9 protein-coding genes are annotated in these 14,870 nt (G+C 57.4%); 2 read left to right on the top strand and 7 right to left on the bottom strand.

Going from position 1 to position 14,870, the window contains the following annotated elements:
• Positions 1-48 precede the first annotated feature (48 nt).
• Positions 49-1,827: an aspartate--tRNA ligase gene (aspS, locus tag ACQUQU_RS05260; protein WP_430462203.1), complete on the top strand. Its 1,779-nt coding sequence runs from the start codon at positions 49-51 to the stop codon at positions 1,825-1,827.
• A gap of 121 nt (positions 1,828-1,948) precedes the next feature.
• Here the strand turns inward: aspS and ACQUQU_RS05265 are convergent, their stop codons facing one another.
• The 6 genes from ACQUQU_RS05265 to ACQUQU_RS05290 all read right to left on the bottom strand — a co-directional run bounded on the left by ACQUQU_RS05265 (position 1,949) and on the right by ACQUQU_RS05290 (position 9,769).
• On the bottom strand, positions 1,949-2,785 hold the full coding sequence (locus ACQUQU_RS05265; protein ID WP_430462204.1) for a lysophospholipid acyltransferase family protein: 837 nt from the start codon (positions 2,783-2,785) through the stop codon (positions 1,949-1,951).
• A 254-nt stretch (positions 2,786-3,039) separates the two neighbouring features.
• Complete coding sequence (locus ACQUQU_RS05270; protein ID WP_430462205.1) at positions 3,040-4,302, bottom strand: PepSY-associated TM helix domain-containing protein; 1,263 nt, start codon at positions 4,300-4,302, stop codon at positions 3,040-3,042.
• Positions 4,303-4,352: 50 nt separating this feature from the next.
• Positions 4,353-6,728, bottom strand: a complete 2,376-nt coding sequence (locus ACQUQU_RS05275) for a TonB-dependent siderophore receptor (protein ID WP_430462206.1) — start codon at positions 6,726-6,728, stop codon at positions 4,353-4,355.
• 159 nt (positions 6,729-6,887) lie between these two features.
• Positions 6,888-8,084, bottom strand: a complete 1,197-nt coding sequence (locus ACQUQU_RS05280) for a FecR family protein (RefSeq protein WP_430462207.1) — start codon at positions 8,082-8,084, stop codon at positions 6,888-6,890.
• 75 nt (positions 8,085-8,159) lie between these two features.
• Positions 8,160-8,675 carry an RNA polymerase sigma factor gene (locus ACQUQU_RS05285; RefSeq protein WP_430462208.1) on the bottom strand — a complete coding sequence of 172 codons (516 nt, stop codon included), beginning with the start codon at positions 8,673-8,675 and terminating at the stop codon, positions 8,160-8,162.
• A 191-nt stretch (positions 8,676-8,866) separates the two neighbouring features.
• The gene (locus ACQUQU_RS05290) at positions 8,867-9,769 is read right to left on the bottom strand and encodes an acyltransferase (RefSeq protein ID WP_430462209.1); all 903 of its coding nucleotides are present in this window, start codon (positions 9,767-9,769) and stop codon (positions 8,867-8,869) included.
• Positions 9,770-10,109: 340 nt separating this feature from the next.
• Here ACQUQU_RS05290 and pgm point away from each other — a divergent pair, with 340 nt between their 5' ends.
• Positions 10,110-11,687, top strand: coding sequence for a phosphoglucomutase (alpha-D-glucose-1,6-bisphosphate-dependent) (pgm, locus tag ACQUQU_RS05295; RefSeq protein ID WP_430462210.1), 1,578 nt, complete (start codon positions 10,110-10,112; stop codon positions 11,685-11,687).
• 95 nt (positions 11,688-11,782) lie between these two features.
• On the opposite strand, the gene acnB is transcribed toward pgm, so the two are convergent.
• Positions 11,783-14,386, bottom strand: coding sequence for a bifunctional aconitate hydratase 2/2-methylisocitrate dehydratase (acnB, locus tag ACQUQU_RS05300; RefSeq protein ID WP_430462211.1), 2,604 nt, complete (start codon positions 14,384-14,386; stop codon positions 11,783-11,785).
• Positions 14,387-14,870 lie beyond the last annotated feature (484 nt).

The raw sequence follows: 14,870 nt of genomic DNA on the forward strand, positions 1-14,870 counted from the left end.
CGACGGCCCGCCGCACATCATTGACGAATTGAGATGCAGGACCAAGCGATGCGCACACATTACTGTGGTGATATCAACGAAACCTTGATTGACCAAACCGTAACCTTCTGTGGCTGGGTGCACCGTCGCCGCGACCACGGTGGTGTTATTTTCCTCGACGTACGTGACCGTGAAGGCATGGTGCAGGTGGTATTCGATCCGGATACCCCGGAAGCCTTCGCCACCGCCGACAGCGTGCGTTCTGAGTTCGTAGTTGAGATCACCGGCCGTGTACGTGGCCGTCCTGCTGGCACCACCAACGCCAATATGAAGACCGGCATGATCGAAGTGCTGGGCAAGCAGATCAGCGTGCACAACAAAGCCGCTACCCCTCCGTTCCCGCTGGACGGCTATGCCGACGTGGGCGAGGAAGTGCGTCTGAAGTACCGCTTCATGGACCTGCGTCGTCCGGAAATGCAGGAAAAGCTGCGCTTCCGCTCTAAGGTAACTTCCCATGTGCGTCGTTACCTGGAAGCCAACGGTTTCTGGGATTTCGAAACCCCGATCCTGACCCGTGCTACCCCGGAAGGCGCCCGTGACTATCTGGTACCAAGCCGTACCCACGAAGGTTCTTTCTTCGCGCTGCCACAGTCACCACAGCTGTTCAAACAGCTGCTGATGGTGTCCGGCTTCGACCGTTACTACCAGATCGCCAAGTGCTTCCGCGACGAAGACCTGCGTGCTGACCGTCAGCCAGAATTCACCCAGATCGATATCGAAGCCTCCTTCATTAATGAAGAAGACATCATGGGTATCGCGCAGGGCATGATCAAAGAGATCTTCCAGCAGGAGCTGGGTGTGGATCTGGGCAGCTTCCCGCGTATGCCATATTCCGAAGCCATGAACCGTTACGGTTCTGACAAGCCGGATATGCGTATCCCGATGGAAATCATCGACGTTGCCGAATTCCTGCAGGACATCGATTTCAAAGTGTTCTCTGGCCCGGCCAAAGATCCTAAGTGCCGCGTGGCTGCACTGAAAGTACCGGGCGGTGCTGAACTGTCCCGTAAGCAGATCGACGAATACACCCAGTTTGTGTCTATTTACGGCGCAAAAGGTCTGGCGTGGATCAAAGTCAACGAGCTGGAAAAAGGCGTTGAAGGTCTGCAGTCTCCGATCATCAAGTTCATCGGCGACGACAACACCCTGAAGATCATGGAAAAACTGGGCGCCAAAAACGGCGACATCGTGTTCTTCGGTGCTGACAAAACCAAGATCGTTTGTGATGCACTGGGCGCACTGCGCTGCCGCATCGCTGCCGACCTGAACATGTACACCAGCGAATGGGCTGCTCTGTGGGTAGTGGACTTCCCGATGTTCGAAGAGAACGACGACGGCAGCATCACCTCTCTGCACCACCCGTTCACCGCGCCAATCTGCTCTCCGGAAGTGATGGCGAAAGAACCGCTGAACGCGCTGTCCCGCGCTTACGACATGGTACTGAACGGCGTTGAGCTGGGCGGTGGTTCCATCCGTATTCACGACCAGGACATGCAGCAGGAAGTATTCCGCGCGCTGGGCATTTCTGCCGAAGAACAGCGTGAGAAATTCGGCTTCCTGCTCGACGCCCTGAAATTCGGTGCGCCACCACACGGTGGTCTGGCCTTCGGTCTGGATCGTCTGATCATGCTGATGACCGGCGCTCAATCTATCCGTGAAGTGATTGCCTTCCCGAAAACTCAGTCTGCCGCTTGTGTCATGACTCAGGCTCCGGGCGAAGTGAGCAACACCCAGCTGCGCGAACTGCACATCAAGCTGCGTGAAAAAGCCAAACCTGCTGCAGAATAATCGGCAGGTATAAAAAACGGGAGCCTTGGCTCCCGTTTTTTTTGCGCGCTGTTTTGATCAGAGCAGTTAAGATCTGAGCAGTTAAGAGCTGAAAGGAAACCCAGATTCCAAGCCGGGCCGCTCAGTAAAATTCCGGCATGCCTTTCGGGCGCTTTTTAAAGCGCTTATGAATCCAGAAATACTGCGCCGGGTATTTCAGAATGGCTTTCTCCAGTTCACCGTTCCAGCATTCGCAATCTTGTTGCGGATCGTCACCAAACGGCGGTAATTCATCGCTGAATTCGTATTCGTAATTGCCGTCGGGCAGCCGGTGCATACGCATAAACACCACGGCCGCGCCGCTCTCTTTTACGATCCAGCTGGGCGTCGACAGGTTTGCGGCCGGCACGCCGAAAAACGGCGCAAACAAATCCGATTTATTGAAGTTCTGGTCACAGCCGTACCAGGCCATGCCGCCATCTTTCAGATACTGCACCATGTCTTTTAACTGATGCTTGGTAAAACCGCGCACGTGATGGCGGTGGCGGCCGTTGGCAATGGTGCGGTCGATCACCGGATTATCGTGCGGGCGGTACATGTAGCCCAGTTCGTAATCGCGGGCGACGCGGTCGGCAAAGATCGCCAGAATCATATCAACCGCAGCAAAGTGGCCACCCATGATCAGTACGCCGCTGCCTTTGGCCTGCGCCGCCAGCAGTTTATCCAGCCCGATAACACTGGCGTTGGCCGCCACCGGAGCAACGTCACGCCACCAGGCGAACGGCGCTTCCAGCATGCCTTTGCACATCTCAATCATGTTCTGCTCAACCAGCGCGTCGATGTCGGCGGCTGGCATGCCTGGAAAACAGGCCTGAAGATTTTTACGGCTGACCCGGGTGCGGCTTTTGAGTTTACGGCTCATCACGCGCCCGATCTTTACCGCCAGACGATCGGCGGTTCTGAGCGGAATCCAGGACACGCACCACATCAGAAAAACGATGATCCAGGCTGGCCAGTAACGGGGATGGAGCAGGGCAGGGGTAACGGGAATAAATTGTGGTGTCGGCATCGTGCGTAATAAATGGATAAGAACAAGACTCGTTCGGAAACAGGATTGTACACCGAATGGTACAAATTGTTGCTGTTATGAGACTGTTTGCTGAGGGAATATCGGGCGTTTCAGCGGACTTTCTGAACAGGCGCGGCCTGTTCAGAAAAGATAAGACGGCCGTTTTATACCAGTGTCTTAAGCGCTGCCGGCACCATCAGGTCTTTGGCCGCTTTCAGCCGGCGCGCCCGGTGCTTACGCCACCAGATAATCACGCCGGTCACCGACAGCATGGCCACGACCAGACCCATCACGGAAATCAGAATGCGCCCCGGCAGACCTAAAATGCGGCCGGAATGCAGCGGGAATTGTGCCTGTACAAATAGATCGGCGGCAGTGCCGGTCCACGGCAGACGCTGACCGAGTAATTCTCCCGACTGCACATCGATAAACAGGGTTTTATGACCGCCGCCACCGGCGCCGTGATCCTCTTCCGGATTGAAGAATTTAAAGTCATACAATCCGAAATTTCGCGCATAGAACACGGCTCCAAGAGGCTCGCTCCATCCCATGCTTGTGGCTTTGTCCTGCGCAATCGCCATGGCGTCGGGTATTGTCAGTGTTGGCTGTTCGATATCCGCCAGTGGCGTAAACGGGCGCGTATCGTAAGGTGTCGGCGTGACGTCGGACACCGCCGACATGACCGGGAAAAACACTTCGCGGTACAGATTCAGCGAAAACGCGGTGAAGGCAATGATCAGCAATAAACCCCAGGTCCACAGGCTGACGGCCTGATGCAGATCGAAATTGAGTTTGTAAGCGCTTTTATTCCAGCGGATTTTCCAGTGCGGTGCCCAGCGCGCGAAGAAGCTCTTTCTCACGACGGTGGTTTTTTTCATGCGTTTCGGCAAGGTCAGAATCAGGCCAAAAAACGAATCCAGCGTCCAGATCAGGGCAATAATGCCTAACAGCCATACGCCCCATTGATCCGTGCCGGCGATGGTCGGAAAGTGCAGGCTGTAATGCAATTTGTACAAAAACGACACGGCATTTTCACGGCTGATGGGCCATACGGCCCCCCAGGTACGATGGCCGAGAATATCGCCACTCACGGGGTCGACAAACAGCTGATTAAATTCTTCGGCAAACGGCTCGCCGGTTGCCGGATTCAGGCGCGGCTGCATATAGAGTTCGAGCGCATGGCCGGCTTCGGTGTGCGTCGGAAAATACAGCACCTGCATGGTTGGAAACTGACGTTCCACCTGCGCGATCAGATCGTTGACCGGCTGCGGTGTGCCAACACTGTGCGCTTCGAATAAATGACGGTTGAGCAGATCATCCAGTTCGTGATCCCAGGAAATCACGGCACCGGTCAGGCCAGTGATCAACAGAAAAACCGCGGTGGTCAGGCCGGCCCAGCGGTGCAGTTTTACGAATAGCGGTCGCATGCGTGGTTCTCGTTGTTATGTTGGCCGCCGCAGAACGGCGGCCGTGCGCATCAGAAGGCGTAGTTCAGGCTCAGGCTGCCGTTACGCGGCGCGCCGTAACGGTACTGGCTGTAAAAGCCGATCTGGCTGTAATACTTTTCGTCCAGCAGATTGTTCAGGTTAACCTGCGCGGAAAATGCCGGATTAAACTGGTAGCGACCCATCAGATTCACCAGCGCAAAGCTGCCCTGTACCAGCTGGTCGCTGCCACCGTCACCGTAGGTTTTACCCTGCCAGTCGACACCGCCACCGAGCGTCATTTTGCCCATTTCGTAGGTGCTGAACAGGTTGGCCAGCATGTTGGCGTGTTCGGTATTAATGGCGTCGCCATTTTCGTCTTCAGCAATAAAACGGGTAAAGCCCAGGTTTAAATTCCAGCCATCGGCGGGCTCGCCGACCACTTCAAATTCAAAGCCTTTGCTGCTGGTCGACAGATCACCGGCGTACGCCTGTTCGGTCGGATTGCCGTTAACGGTTTCACCGGTCGCCAGCGCCAGATTGTCCTGACGGGTGTAAAACAGCGCCACGCTGGTTTGCAGAGTGTCGTTCAGGAAGCTGCTTTTCAGACCCAGTTCTTCGGTTGAACCCTGAGTCGGGTCGAGGGTGTCGCCATTCACATCACGTTCGCTCTGCGGATTAAAAATACCGGTGTGGCTCAGGTAAATGCGGTGGTTTTCGTTCAGGTCGTAAAGCGCGCCGATGTACGGCACCAGTACGTTATTGTCACCAAAATCGACGTCGCCATAGTTGTAACCTTCACGGTTCCAGCTCGACACACGGGCGCCGGCAATGACTTTCAGTTCATCGCTCAGGCTCAGGCGGGTGGCGGCGTAAATACCGGTTTGCGTGGTTTCCATATCGACGTTGGTGGTGGCGGTGGTGTCCCACGCCGGTTCAGCGACAGAACCGTCCCACTCATAAAAATTGCCGGACGCCGGGTAGCTCAGCTCGGCGTACTCTTTGGTGTTGGCGTTCTGTTTCGACTGCAGGGCACCGAGGGTAAATTCATGCACCTGTCCAAAGGCGGTGAAATCACCGGTCAGATGCAGGTCGAGGCTGTTCTGCACGCTTACGCCGTAGCTGTTGATCGGCCAGGTGTAGAGACCTTCGCCGGTGTCTTTATCGACGCTGCCATACAGATACAGCAGTTTGGTCGCCTGGGTGTACACCAGACGGTTGTAATTGGCGGACACCAGCCAGCCGTTATCCAGCGTGTGGTCGAGACTGGCAAAATAATTGGTGCCTGTGGTTTCCCAGTGGGTCCAGTCGGCGGAGGTGGTTTTGCTCACGTCCCAGTCGGCTTTGCTGCCGTCGGAGTACCAGGCCGGCAGCGAGCCCCAGCTCACGCCGCTCGGATTATTTTCGTCGTAGCTGACGCCGGCACGCAGCTGGGTGTTGTCGGACAAATCCGCTTCCACAACCGTGTAGAGCACGGTGCGGTCGTCTTTATACAGATCCTGAAAAGATTCTTTCTCGCTGTATTTGGCGACCACGCGTCCACGCACGGAACCCGATTCATTCAGGCCCGAGCCAACATCGGCCTGTACGCTTTTCTGTTCCCAGTTACCGGCGCTGACGCTGACCTTGCCGGTCAGTTCGCGGCTGTCGGCACGTTTGCGCACTAAGTTGATGGACGCAGACGGGTCACCGGCGCCGGTCAGCAAACCGGTGGCACCGCGGACAATTTCGATACGCTCATACAGGGATACATCGGCGATGGTTTCGCCTGAGTCACCGGCCAGCGACCAGGACAGCGGCACGCCGTCGACCTGATAGTTGGTCACCTCGTAGCCGCGCGACATAAAGGTGTTACGCACATCGTCCAGTTCCTGAGTGGTAACGCCGGTGGCGCTGGTCACGGCCTGAGCGACGGTGCTCAGTGACTGATCTTCAATGCGCTGGGCGGTGAAAATGGTCACCGACTGTGGGGTTTCCTGCGGCTTCAGGCCAAGACCGGTGGCCGAGTTCAGCTGTTCGCGTGGCAGATAGCTGCCGTACACCGCCTGATTGTCGAGCTGCACGGCAGTGGCGCTTTTTTCCGCCTGAATAATGTACGAGTGCGGACCGGCGGCCACCGCCACCAGACCTGTGCCGTTCAGCAATGCTGACAGCGCCTGTTCGATGCTGAACTCTCCCTTCAGCGCCGGTCCCGACAGTGTATCCAGCACGCTGCTGCTGGCGCTGATCTGGGTGCCGGTGGCCGTGGCCAGAGCGGTCAGGGATTTCGCCAGCGACTGGGCGGCGATATCAAGCGTGAATGGCTGAGCGTGCTCCGTGGCGGCGGCAACGGCATCGTCGGCCAGAACCGGTAGGGCGCTGACGGCGGCAACGGAGACCAGAGCGCCGGCAATGGCGGCGTAATGCAGGTAACCCGGGGTGCGTAACATGGATATCCTCTTCAGCTGATACTCTGTCTCATCAGTAAATGAGAATCAGATTGTTTAATGTCAGCTATAAGACGTCTGAGCCGGGCAAAACCCGTAAAAGAAGTTGCTGCGGTTTACCCGGCCTTTACACAGCCGGTGCAAAACCGCTGGGCTTGCCCTTCATAACACCAGCGCCGGACGCAGAATCAGCTCAGTGCCGCCGCGGTTCTGGCGGAATTCCCCTTGCAGGTGAAACAGCTGCAGCAGCGAATCCAGGGCCTCGCTGGTGTGGGCAATAAAGTAGGTGGCCGACACTTTCGCCTGCGGGTCGGGCAGCAGTTCGGTGACGATGCGGTAGTCGGTGTACCGGCTGATTTCGGTCAGCACCTCGGCCAGTGGCCGTTCTTCAAACACCAGCCGGCCCTGAGTCCAGCCGGTGATTTCGGCCACCGACTGATGGCGGATGCTCGGGTAGTCGGCACTGCCGGTGCGCAGCGACTGATTCATGGTCAGGGTGACGGCGTTGGCGGTCAGCGGTGACGGCGGTGCGTCGGCTGCTGCTGAAACCGACACGGCGACTATGCCTTCGCTGACGGCGATGTCGGCTTCTTTGCGGTTGATGCGGCGCACGCGGAACTCGGTCCCCACGGCTCGGGCATTGGCCTCACCCGAGTGCACGATAAACGGCCGGGTTTTGTCTTTGGCGACACGGAACAGGGCTTCGCCTTTGTTCAGGTACACATGGCGCACGTCGGCGCGGAAATCAAAGCGCACATCACTGGCCCAGTTCAGCACCACCTCGCTGCCATCGGGCAGGGTGTGCCGCTGTTGCTCGTATTGGCTGCTGCTGATTCTGTGGCTCCAGTTCAGGGCTGGGGCTTCCGCTCGGGTGCTGTTGTCCATGATCAGCCAGGGCGTCAGCACGGCACAGAGCAGAGCGCAGGCGGCAAGTGCCAGAGTTCGTGCCAGCCCAGGGACTTTTACCCGGGGCGCGCTCTGCGTGGTAAGCCGGACCAACGCGTGCGCGCGCTCAGGCGTCTGTGCAGGCGCCTGTTGCTCACACTGATCATTGCCATGCCCACGCGCTTCACTGCCACACCCACACCCAAGCTGCTCATCGTCTGGCACAGGCGGGATGCAGGCGTTCAGGCCCGTTACCGGCGCCGGCTGTATCTGGGTATGGCCCATGATGCGCCAGTCATCCAGCGCACGCGTCAGGGCTGTCTGGTGTGCGGTCGACAGCAGGGCAAACGCATTCAGCGCCGCGTCCGCCGCATCGCGGGCGACCTCATCCCCGGCTTCCCAATGGGCCATCAGCAGGGCAAATGCCTGATCCTCAAGATCGGTGAGGGCCGTCATCCGTGTGGGCTCAGACATGTGGGTTTCCTGACCGTAAGGGCGGCTGCGCCGATCGGTTTCGGCCGGCGTTATGCGCAGGCGTGGTGGAATGCGTCATGGTTCCTGACCCTCCGGCTGGCGCAGGCGCTGGCGGCAATGCTTCATGGCGTGGGCCAGATGCTTTTCCACCGACGACAGACTGACGTCGAGCTCAGCGGCGATGTCTTTCTGCTTTTTGTGTTCGATCCGGTACAGCCAGAACACGCGGCGGGTCAGTGGGGGCAACTCATTCAGCGCCTGATTCAGGGTTTCGATGCGCTTGCGGACGATAACCGTCTCTTCAATATCGACGGCGGCATCGGTTTCCTGCTGGCTGGCGTAGGCTTGCTCGTAGCTTTCGCGGGTCTGGGTGCCGCGGTAATGGGTAATCAGCTCATTGCGGGCGGTCTGATACAGGTAGGCGCGCGGATTGTCGATGCTGTCGTTGTCGCGCTTGCGCAGCAGCTTTTCGGTCATCTGCTGAAACAGGTCGGCGGCGGTGTGCGGGCAGCTGACGCGGGTGCGGATAAACGTCCTCAGGGCAGATTCATGCTCTTCCAGAGCCTGCAGTAAGGGTGACAGGTATTTCATGTTCCGGAGCCGGTTGCCTGGGCGGGTCGTGAGGGCGCGGATGGTAACGGATTATTGTGATAATGAGAAGATTTTGCATTTAATGCGGCGTGTAAGACGCCGATAATGCAAAAGGGAGCATGCGCTCCCTTTTTGCTGACTGCTTCTTTTGCCTGTGGCTTGTCAGGCCTGCTGTCTGCTGTCGGTTTGCCTCAGCGGGCAGACAGTGTTTCCAGCAGCTGATCTTTTTCTTCCCACAGCTGGGTCACCCACTGCTGGATTTCCAGACGCAGGGCATCGTCGGTCTGATAGTCGCCCTGACTGAAATGCGCGGGAATCGGTTGTTCGTCGATGCGCACCACACAACGTTTAAAGGCACCGCACATCATGCCCCAGAAGGTCGGAATGCCGTCCGGGTAGTAGATGGTGACGTTGGTCAGGGCACTGAATTTATCGCCCAGTGCCTGAATGGCAAACGCCAGACCACCGGCCTTGGGTTTCAACAGGTGTTTGAACGGCGACTGCTGGTAGTTGTGTTTGCTTTCGGTGAAGCGGGTGCCTTCAAGGAAGTTCATCACGCTGGTTGGCATGCGCGAGAATTTCTCACAGGCCTTCTGGGTTTCTTCCAGATCTTTACCGGCTTTTTCCGGGTGCTTGGCCAGATACTCTTTGGAGTAACGGCGCATAAACGGAAAATCCAGCGCCCACCACGCCTGACCGACAATCGGCACGTAGGCCAGTTCTTTCTTAATAAAGAACTTCAGCAGCGGCACCTTGCCCAGGTAGGTGTTGTACAGCACAAAAATATCCACCCAGCTCTGGTGGTTGGCGTTGATCAGGAACCACTGCTGCTTGCCGGCGCGGTTCAGACCCTGAATGTCCCACTGCACTTTGTACACATGATTCATCCACCACAGGATGCACCCCACCCACACGGTGGCGATGCGGGTGATCACCGGATTGGCCAGCACTTCGGCAACGCGGGCCGGCAAAATGATGCGCAGCAGAATAAAGGCGTAGAGGAAGGTTCCCAGAAAAACCGTGTTGGCCAGCAGCGCAAGCGAGCTGATAACCCCCAGGAGTAATGAGCCTTTTGCGGTGGAAGGGCGGGTCACAATGCAATCCTATTTTCGTCTAAATTTGGCGCCATGGTATTGAATGGGGCGGGGGCCATCAACCGGGATTCCGGCCATATTAATGACGATAACTCACAATTGTGTTTCTTTCGTTTCGTGATGACGTTAGCGGCCTCTGGGCTGTTGTCGGGTTGTTGCCGCTGGCGTATCCGGCTGTCAGCGAATCTTCATGCGTGGGTCGTAAGCTTGCGCCGGTAAATGTTCGCTTGAGCGGTTTATCCGAACGGATGCGGGGCACAGCTGACGATTATCGGCCCTGTTTGTGGTATTTTGTCGCGCTTTTCAGGCGTTACGTGGAACGGAATAAAGAGGACTTTTTGTGATTCAGACATGGCTCGACGCTTACTACTCCATCCAGCCGGATGCTGCTCAGATTGGACAACGGGTTGCTTTCGGCACCTCGGGACACCGGGGGTCTTCCGTAAAATCCACGTTTAACGAAGGGCACATTCTGGCGATCGCTCAGGCGGTGGCCGACTACCGCGCTCAGGCGGGCATCAGCGGTCCGCTGTTTCTCGGTCAGGATACCCACGCACTGTCACGCCCGGCGTGGGAGAGCGTGCTGCAGGTGCTGGTCGCCAATGGCGTGGATGTGCGCGTGTCGAAAGACGATCTGGTCACGGCTACGCCGCTGGTCAGCCGCGCCATTCTGCAATTCAATGCCAGTAAGCCTGCGGCTATGGCCGACGGCATCATCATTACGCCGTCGCACAACCCGCCGGAAGATGGCGGCATTAAATACAACGCCACCGACGGTGGTCCGGCCGATGGCGATGTGACCGGCTGGATCGAAAGCCGCGCCAACGAATATCTGCAGAATGCCTGTGCCGATGTACGCCGCATCAGTCTGGCCGACGCCCGTGCTCAGGTCAGCGATTACGATTTTGTCGGTGAGTACGTACGCGCACTGGCGAGCGTGGTGGATCTGGACGCCATCCGCAGCAGTGGCCTGAAACTGGGTGCTGATCCTATGGGTGGCACAGGTCTGCCGGTCTGGCAGGCGCTGGCGCAGGACAAAGCCCTGAACATCAGTCTGGTGAACGAAACCCTCGACCCGGCCTTTGCCTTTATGCCGCCGGACCACGATGGCCGCATCCGTATGGATTGCTCCAGCACCGCTGCAATGGCCAACCTGCTGAATATCCGCGATCAGTTTGATCTGGCCTTCGGTAACGACCCGGACGCCGACCGCCACGGTATTGTCGATGCCGCCGGCCTGATGAACCCGAACCATTATCTGTGCGTGTGCGTCGATTACCTGCTGACCCACAGACCGCAATGGAGCGCGTCGCTGAAAATCGGTAAAACCCTGGTGACGTCGTCCATGATGGACCGCGTGGTGGCAAGCCATGGCCGTGATCTGTACGAAGTACCGGTCGGCTTTAAATGGTTTGTGAAAGGCCTGCACGATGGCTCATTGGCCTTCGGCGGTGAAGAAAGCGCCGGGGCCAGCTTGCTGACGCTGGACGGTAAGGCCTGGAGTACCGACAAAGACGGTATCTTGCTGTGTCTGCTGGCGGCGGAAATTATGGCCGTCACCGGCCTTAAGCCATCCGAATATTACGCACGCCTGACCGCGCAACACGGCACGCCGGTGTACCGTCGTATTGATGCGCCGGCCACCCGTGAACAGAAAGCGGCGTTTAAAGGCTTAACCGCAGCGCACATTACCGACGACACTCTGGCAGGTTCGGCGATCACCGCGATTCACACCACAGCACCGGGCAATGGTGCCGGTATTGGTGGCATTAAAGTGTGTACCGCCGACGGTTGGTTTGCGGCACGCCCGAGCGGCACCGAAGATATCTATAAGATTTACGCCGAAAGCTTTAAAGGCGATGAGCATCTGCAATTGCTGATCGACGAAGCCAAAGCGCTGTTGGGGCGGATTCTGTAATTTGCCTGAAGCTTGAAGCGGCTTCCCGCTCCGCAAGCCCCCATAAAAAAACCCGGCAATTGCCGGGTTTTTTTATCACTAACAGATGCTGTTAATTACTTGTCTGACACGATCACAGCGGTGGCTGCTTTCTTAGTGTACTCGTCCATCTTGTCGAAGTTCAGGTACTTGTAGATATCGGCCGACATGCTGTCCAGCTTGTTGGCGTATTCCATGTATTCCGCCGGCGTTGGCAGTTTACCCAGAATCGCACCCACAGCCGCCAGTTCCGCCGAGGTCAGGTACACATTGGCACCATCGCCCAGACGGTTAGGGAAGTTACGGGTCGAGGTCGACAGTACGGTTACGCCCGGAGCCACACGCGCCTGGTTACCCATGCACAGCGAGCAGCCCGGCATTTCAGTACGAACGCCTTTGGTGCCGTAGATGTTGAAGTAGCCTTCTTCCATCAGCTGGGCTTCGTCCATCTTGGTCGGTGGCGACATCCAGAAGCGGGTAGACAGGCTGCCTTTGTGGTTGGCCAGCAGTTTACCGGCAGCGCGGAAGTGACCGATGTTGGTCATACAGGAGCCAACGAACACTTCGTCAACCTTGTCGCCAGCCACTTCGGACAGGAACTTGGCATCGTCCGGGTCGTTCGGGCAGCACACGATCGGCTCTTTGATGTCCGCCAGATCGATCTCGACTACATGCGCGTATTCCGCGTCTTTGTCGGCGCGCATCAGGCTCGGTTTCGCCAGCCAGGCTTCCATGGCTTTGGCACGACGCTCCAGTGTACGTGGGTCGCCGTAACCTTCGGCGATCATCCAGCGCAGCATCACAATGTTCGACTTCAGGTATTCCGCCACGGACTCTTCAGACAGGGTCACGGTACAACCGGCGGCAGAACGTTCAGCTGAGGCGTCAGACAGTTCGAACGCCTGTTCCACCGTCAGGTGCTCCAGACCTTCGATCTCCAGAATACGGCCAGAGAATTCGTTGATCTTGCCTTTCTTCTCAACGGTCAGAATGCCTTGCTTGATACCGTACAGCGGAATGGCGTGAACCAGATCGCGCAGGGTAATACCCGGCTGCATTTTGCCTTTAAAGCGCACCAGAACAGACTCCGGCATATCCAGAGGCATAACACCAGTCGCCGCCGCGAACGCCACCAGACCAGAACCGGCCGGGAAGGAAATGCCCAGCGGGAAGCGGGTGTGCGAGTCACCACCGGTACCCACGGTATCTGGCAGCAGCATACGGTTCAGCCAGGAGTGGATGATGCCGTCGCCCGGACGCAGGGCCACACCACCACGGGTGCGGATAAAGTCAGGCAGGGTGTGTTGCATCTCAACGTCAACCGGCTTCGGATACGCCGCGGTGTGACAGAACGACTGCATCACCAGATCGGCCGAGAAGCCCAGACAGGCCAGGTCTTTCAGTTCGTCACGGGTCATAGGACCAGTAGTGTCCTGAGAACCCACGGTGGTCATCTTAGGTTCGCAGTAGGTGCCCGGACGAACGCCCTGACCTTCCTGCAGACCACAGGCTTTACCCACCATTTTCTGCGCCAGAGTAAAGCCTTTGCTGCCGGCTTCAGGGTCATGTGGCAGACGGAATGCGGTAGATGGCGTCAGACCCAGCGCTTCACGCGCTTTGTTGGTCAGACCGCGACCGATGATCAGCGGGATACGGCCGCCAGCCTGAACTTCGTCCAGAATCACGTCGGATTTGAACGCGAATTCGGAGATAACAGTACCAGCTTCGTTCAGGATCTTGCCTTCGTATGGGCGGATTTCAATCACGTCGCCCATGTTCATATTGTCGACCGGGGCTTCGAATACCAGGGCGCCGGCGTCTTCCATGGTGTTGAAGAAGATAGGGGCGACTTTGGAACCGATACACACACCGCCGCCGCGCTTGTTCGGCACGCCCGGAATATCGTCACCGAAGAACCACAGCACCGAGTTGGTGGCCGACTTACGGGAAGAACCGGTACCGACTACGTCGCCCACGAAAGCAACCGGCAGGCCTTTGGCTTTGATGGCATCAATCTGCTTCATCGGGCCGGTAACACCGTGCTCTTCCGGCGTCAGGCCGTCACGGGTCATTTTGTAGGCAGCGCGGGCGTGCAGCGGGATATCCGGACGGGACCAGGCATCCGGCGCCGGCGACAGGTCGTCGGTGTTGGTTTCGCCAGTCACTTTGAACACGGTCATCTTGATGGATTCGGCAACCTTGTTGCGCTTGGTGAACCATTCCGCGTTGGCCCAGGATTCCATCACGGCTTTGGCGTTCGCGTTGCCGGCGGCGGCTTTGTCTTTCACGTCGTTGAAGTTATCGAACATCAGCAGGGTGTGCTTCAGCTGCTCAGCGGCCAGCGCAGAAAGCGCGGCGTCGTCCAGCAGTTCAACCAGCGTGGTGATGTTGTAACCGCCCTGCATCATGCCCAGCAGCTGTACGGCTTTCTCTTTGGAAACCAGCGGCGAAGAGGTTTCACCTTTGGCAACGGCGCTCAGAAAACCGGCTTTTACGTAAGCCGCTTCGTCCACGCCCGGAGGGATACGGTTTTCCAGCAGATCAACCAGAGTGGCTTCTTCGCCAGCCGGTGGGTTTTTCAGCAGTTCGACCAGAGCGGCAGTCTGTTCAGCATTCAGCGGCTTTGGTGGAATATTCAATTCAGCACGTTCAGCGACGTGTGCGCGATAAGCTTCTAACACAGCGGTTTCCTCATCGTTAACAAATAGACTTTTTAAGGTCCGTTCATTGTCGGGGCGACTTATAGCTCCTTGCTTTCATTCTAACAGTGCCCCCGGGATTAATTCCCAGCGACCAACGTCGACAATGAGGGTGGCTGAATGAAAAACAAGGGTGCCCGGTTAGCCCGGTTTAAAGCCCCCAATAGCCTGAGACAGCGCCTGAGACGGCGACTGTTTCAGTGCCTGTGACTGCGCATGTTAAGACGCTGGCGATGGGACTTTGCATACCCCGGGAAGCGTGATGGCAGACAGCGGCGATACTGCATCACAAGGATAAAAATACGCCGCTTCTGAAGAATTTCCAGTTGCCTGAAGGTGATGCTGGCCGACTGCCGCTGAAGTCAGCGGGCAGTCGCCAGATTTGCTTTATGAAATGCGACTCTATGACATGCGCCAATATGAAGCGTGCGCTTCTTAACAGCGCCTTTGCTTAGCTGCGCTTTGC

Origin of the sequence: Thalassolituus sp. LLYu03 (assembly GCF_050507655.1) — a bacterium.
Taxonomy (GTDB): domain Bacteria; phylum Pseudomonadota; class Gammaproteobacteria; order Pseudomonadales; family Oceanobacteraceae; genus Venatoribacter.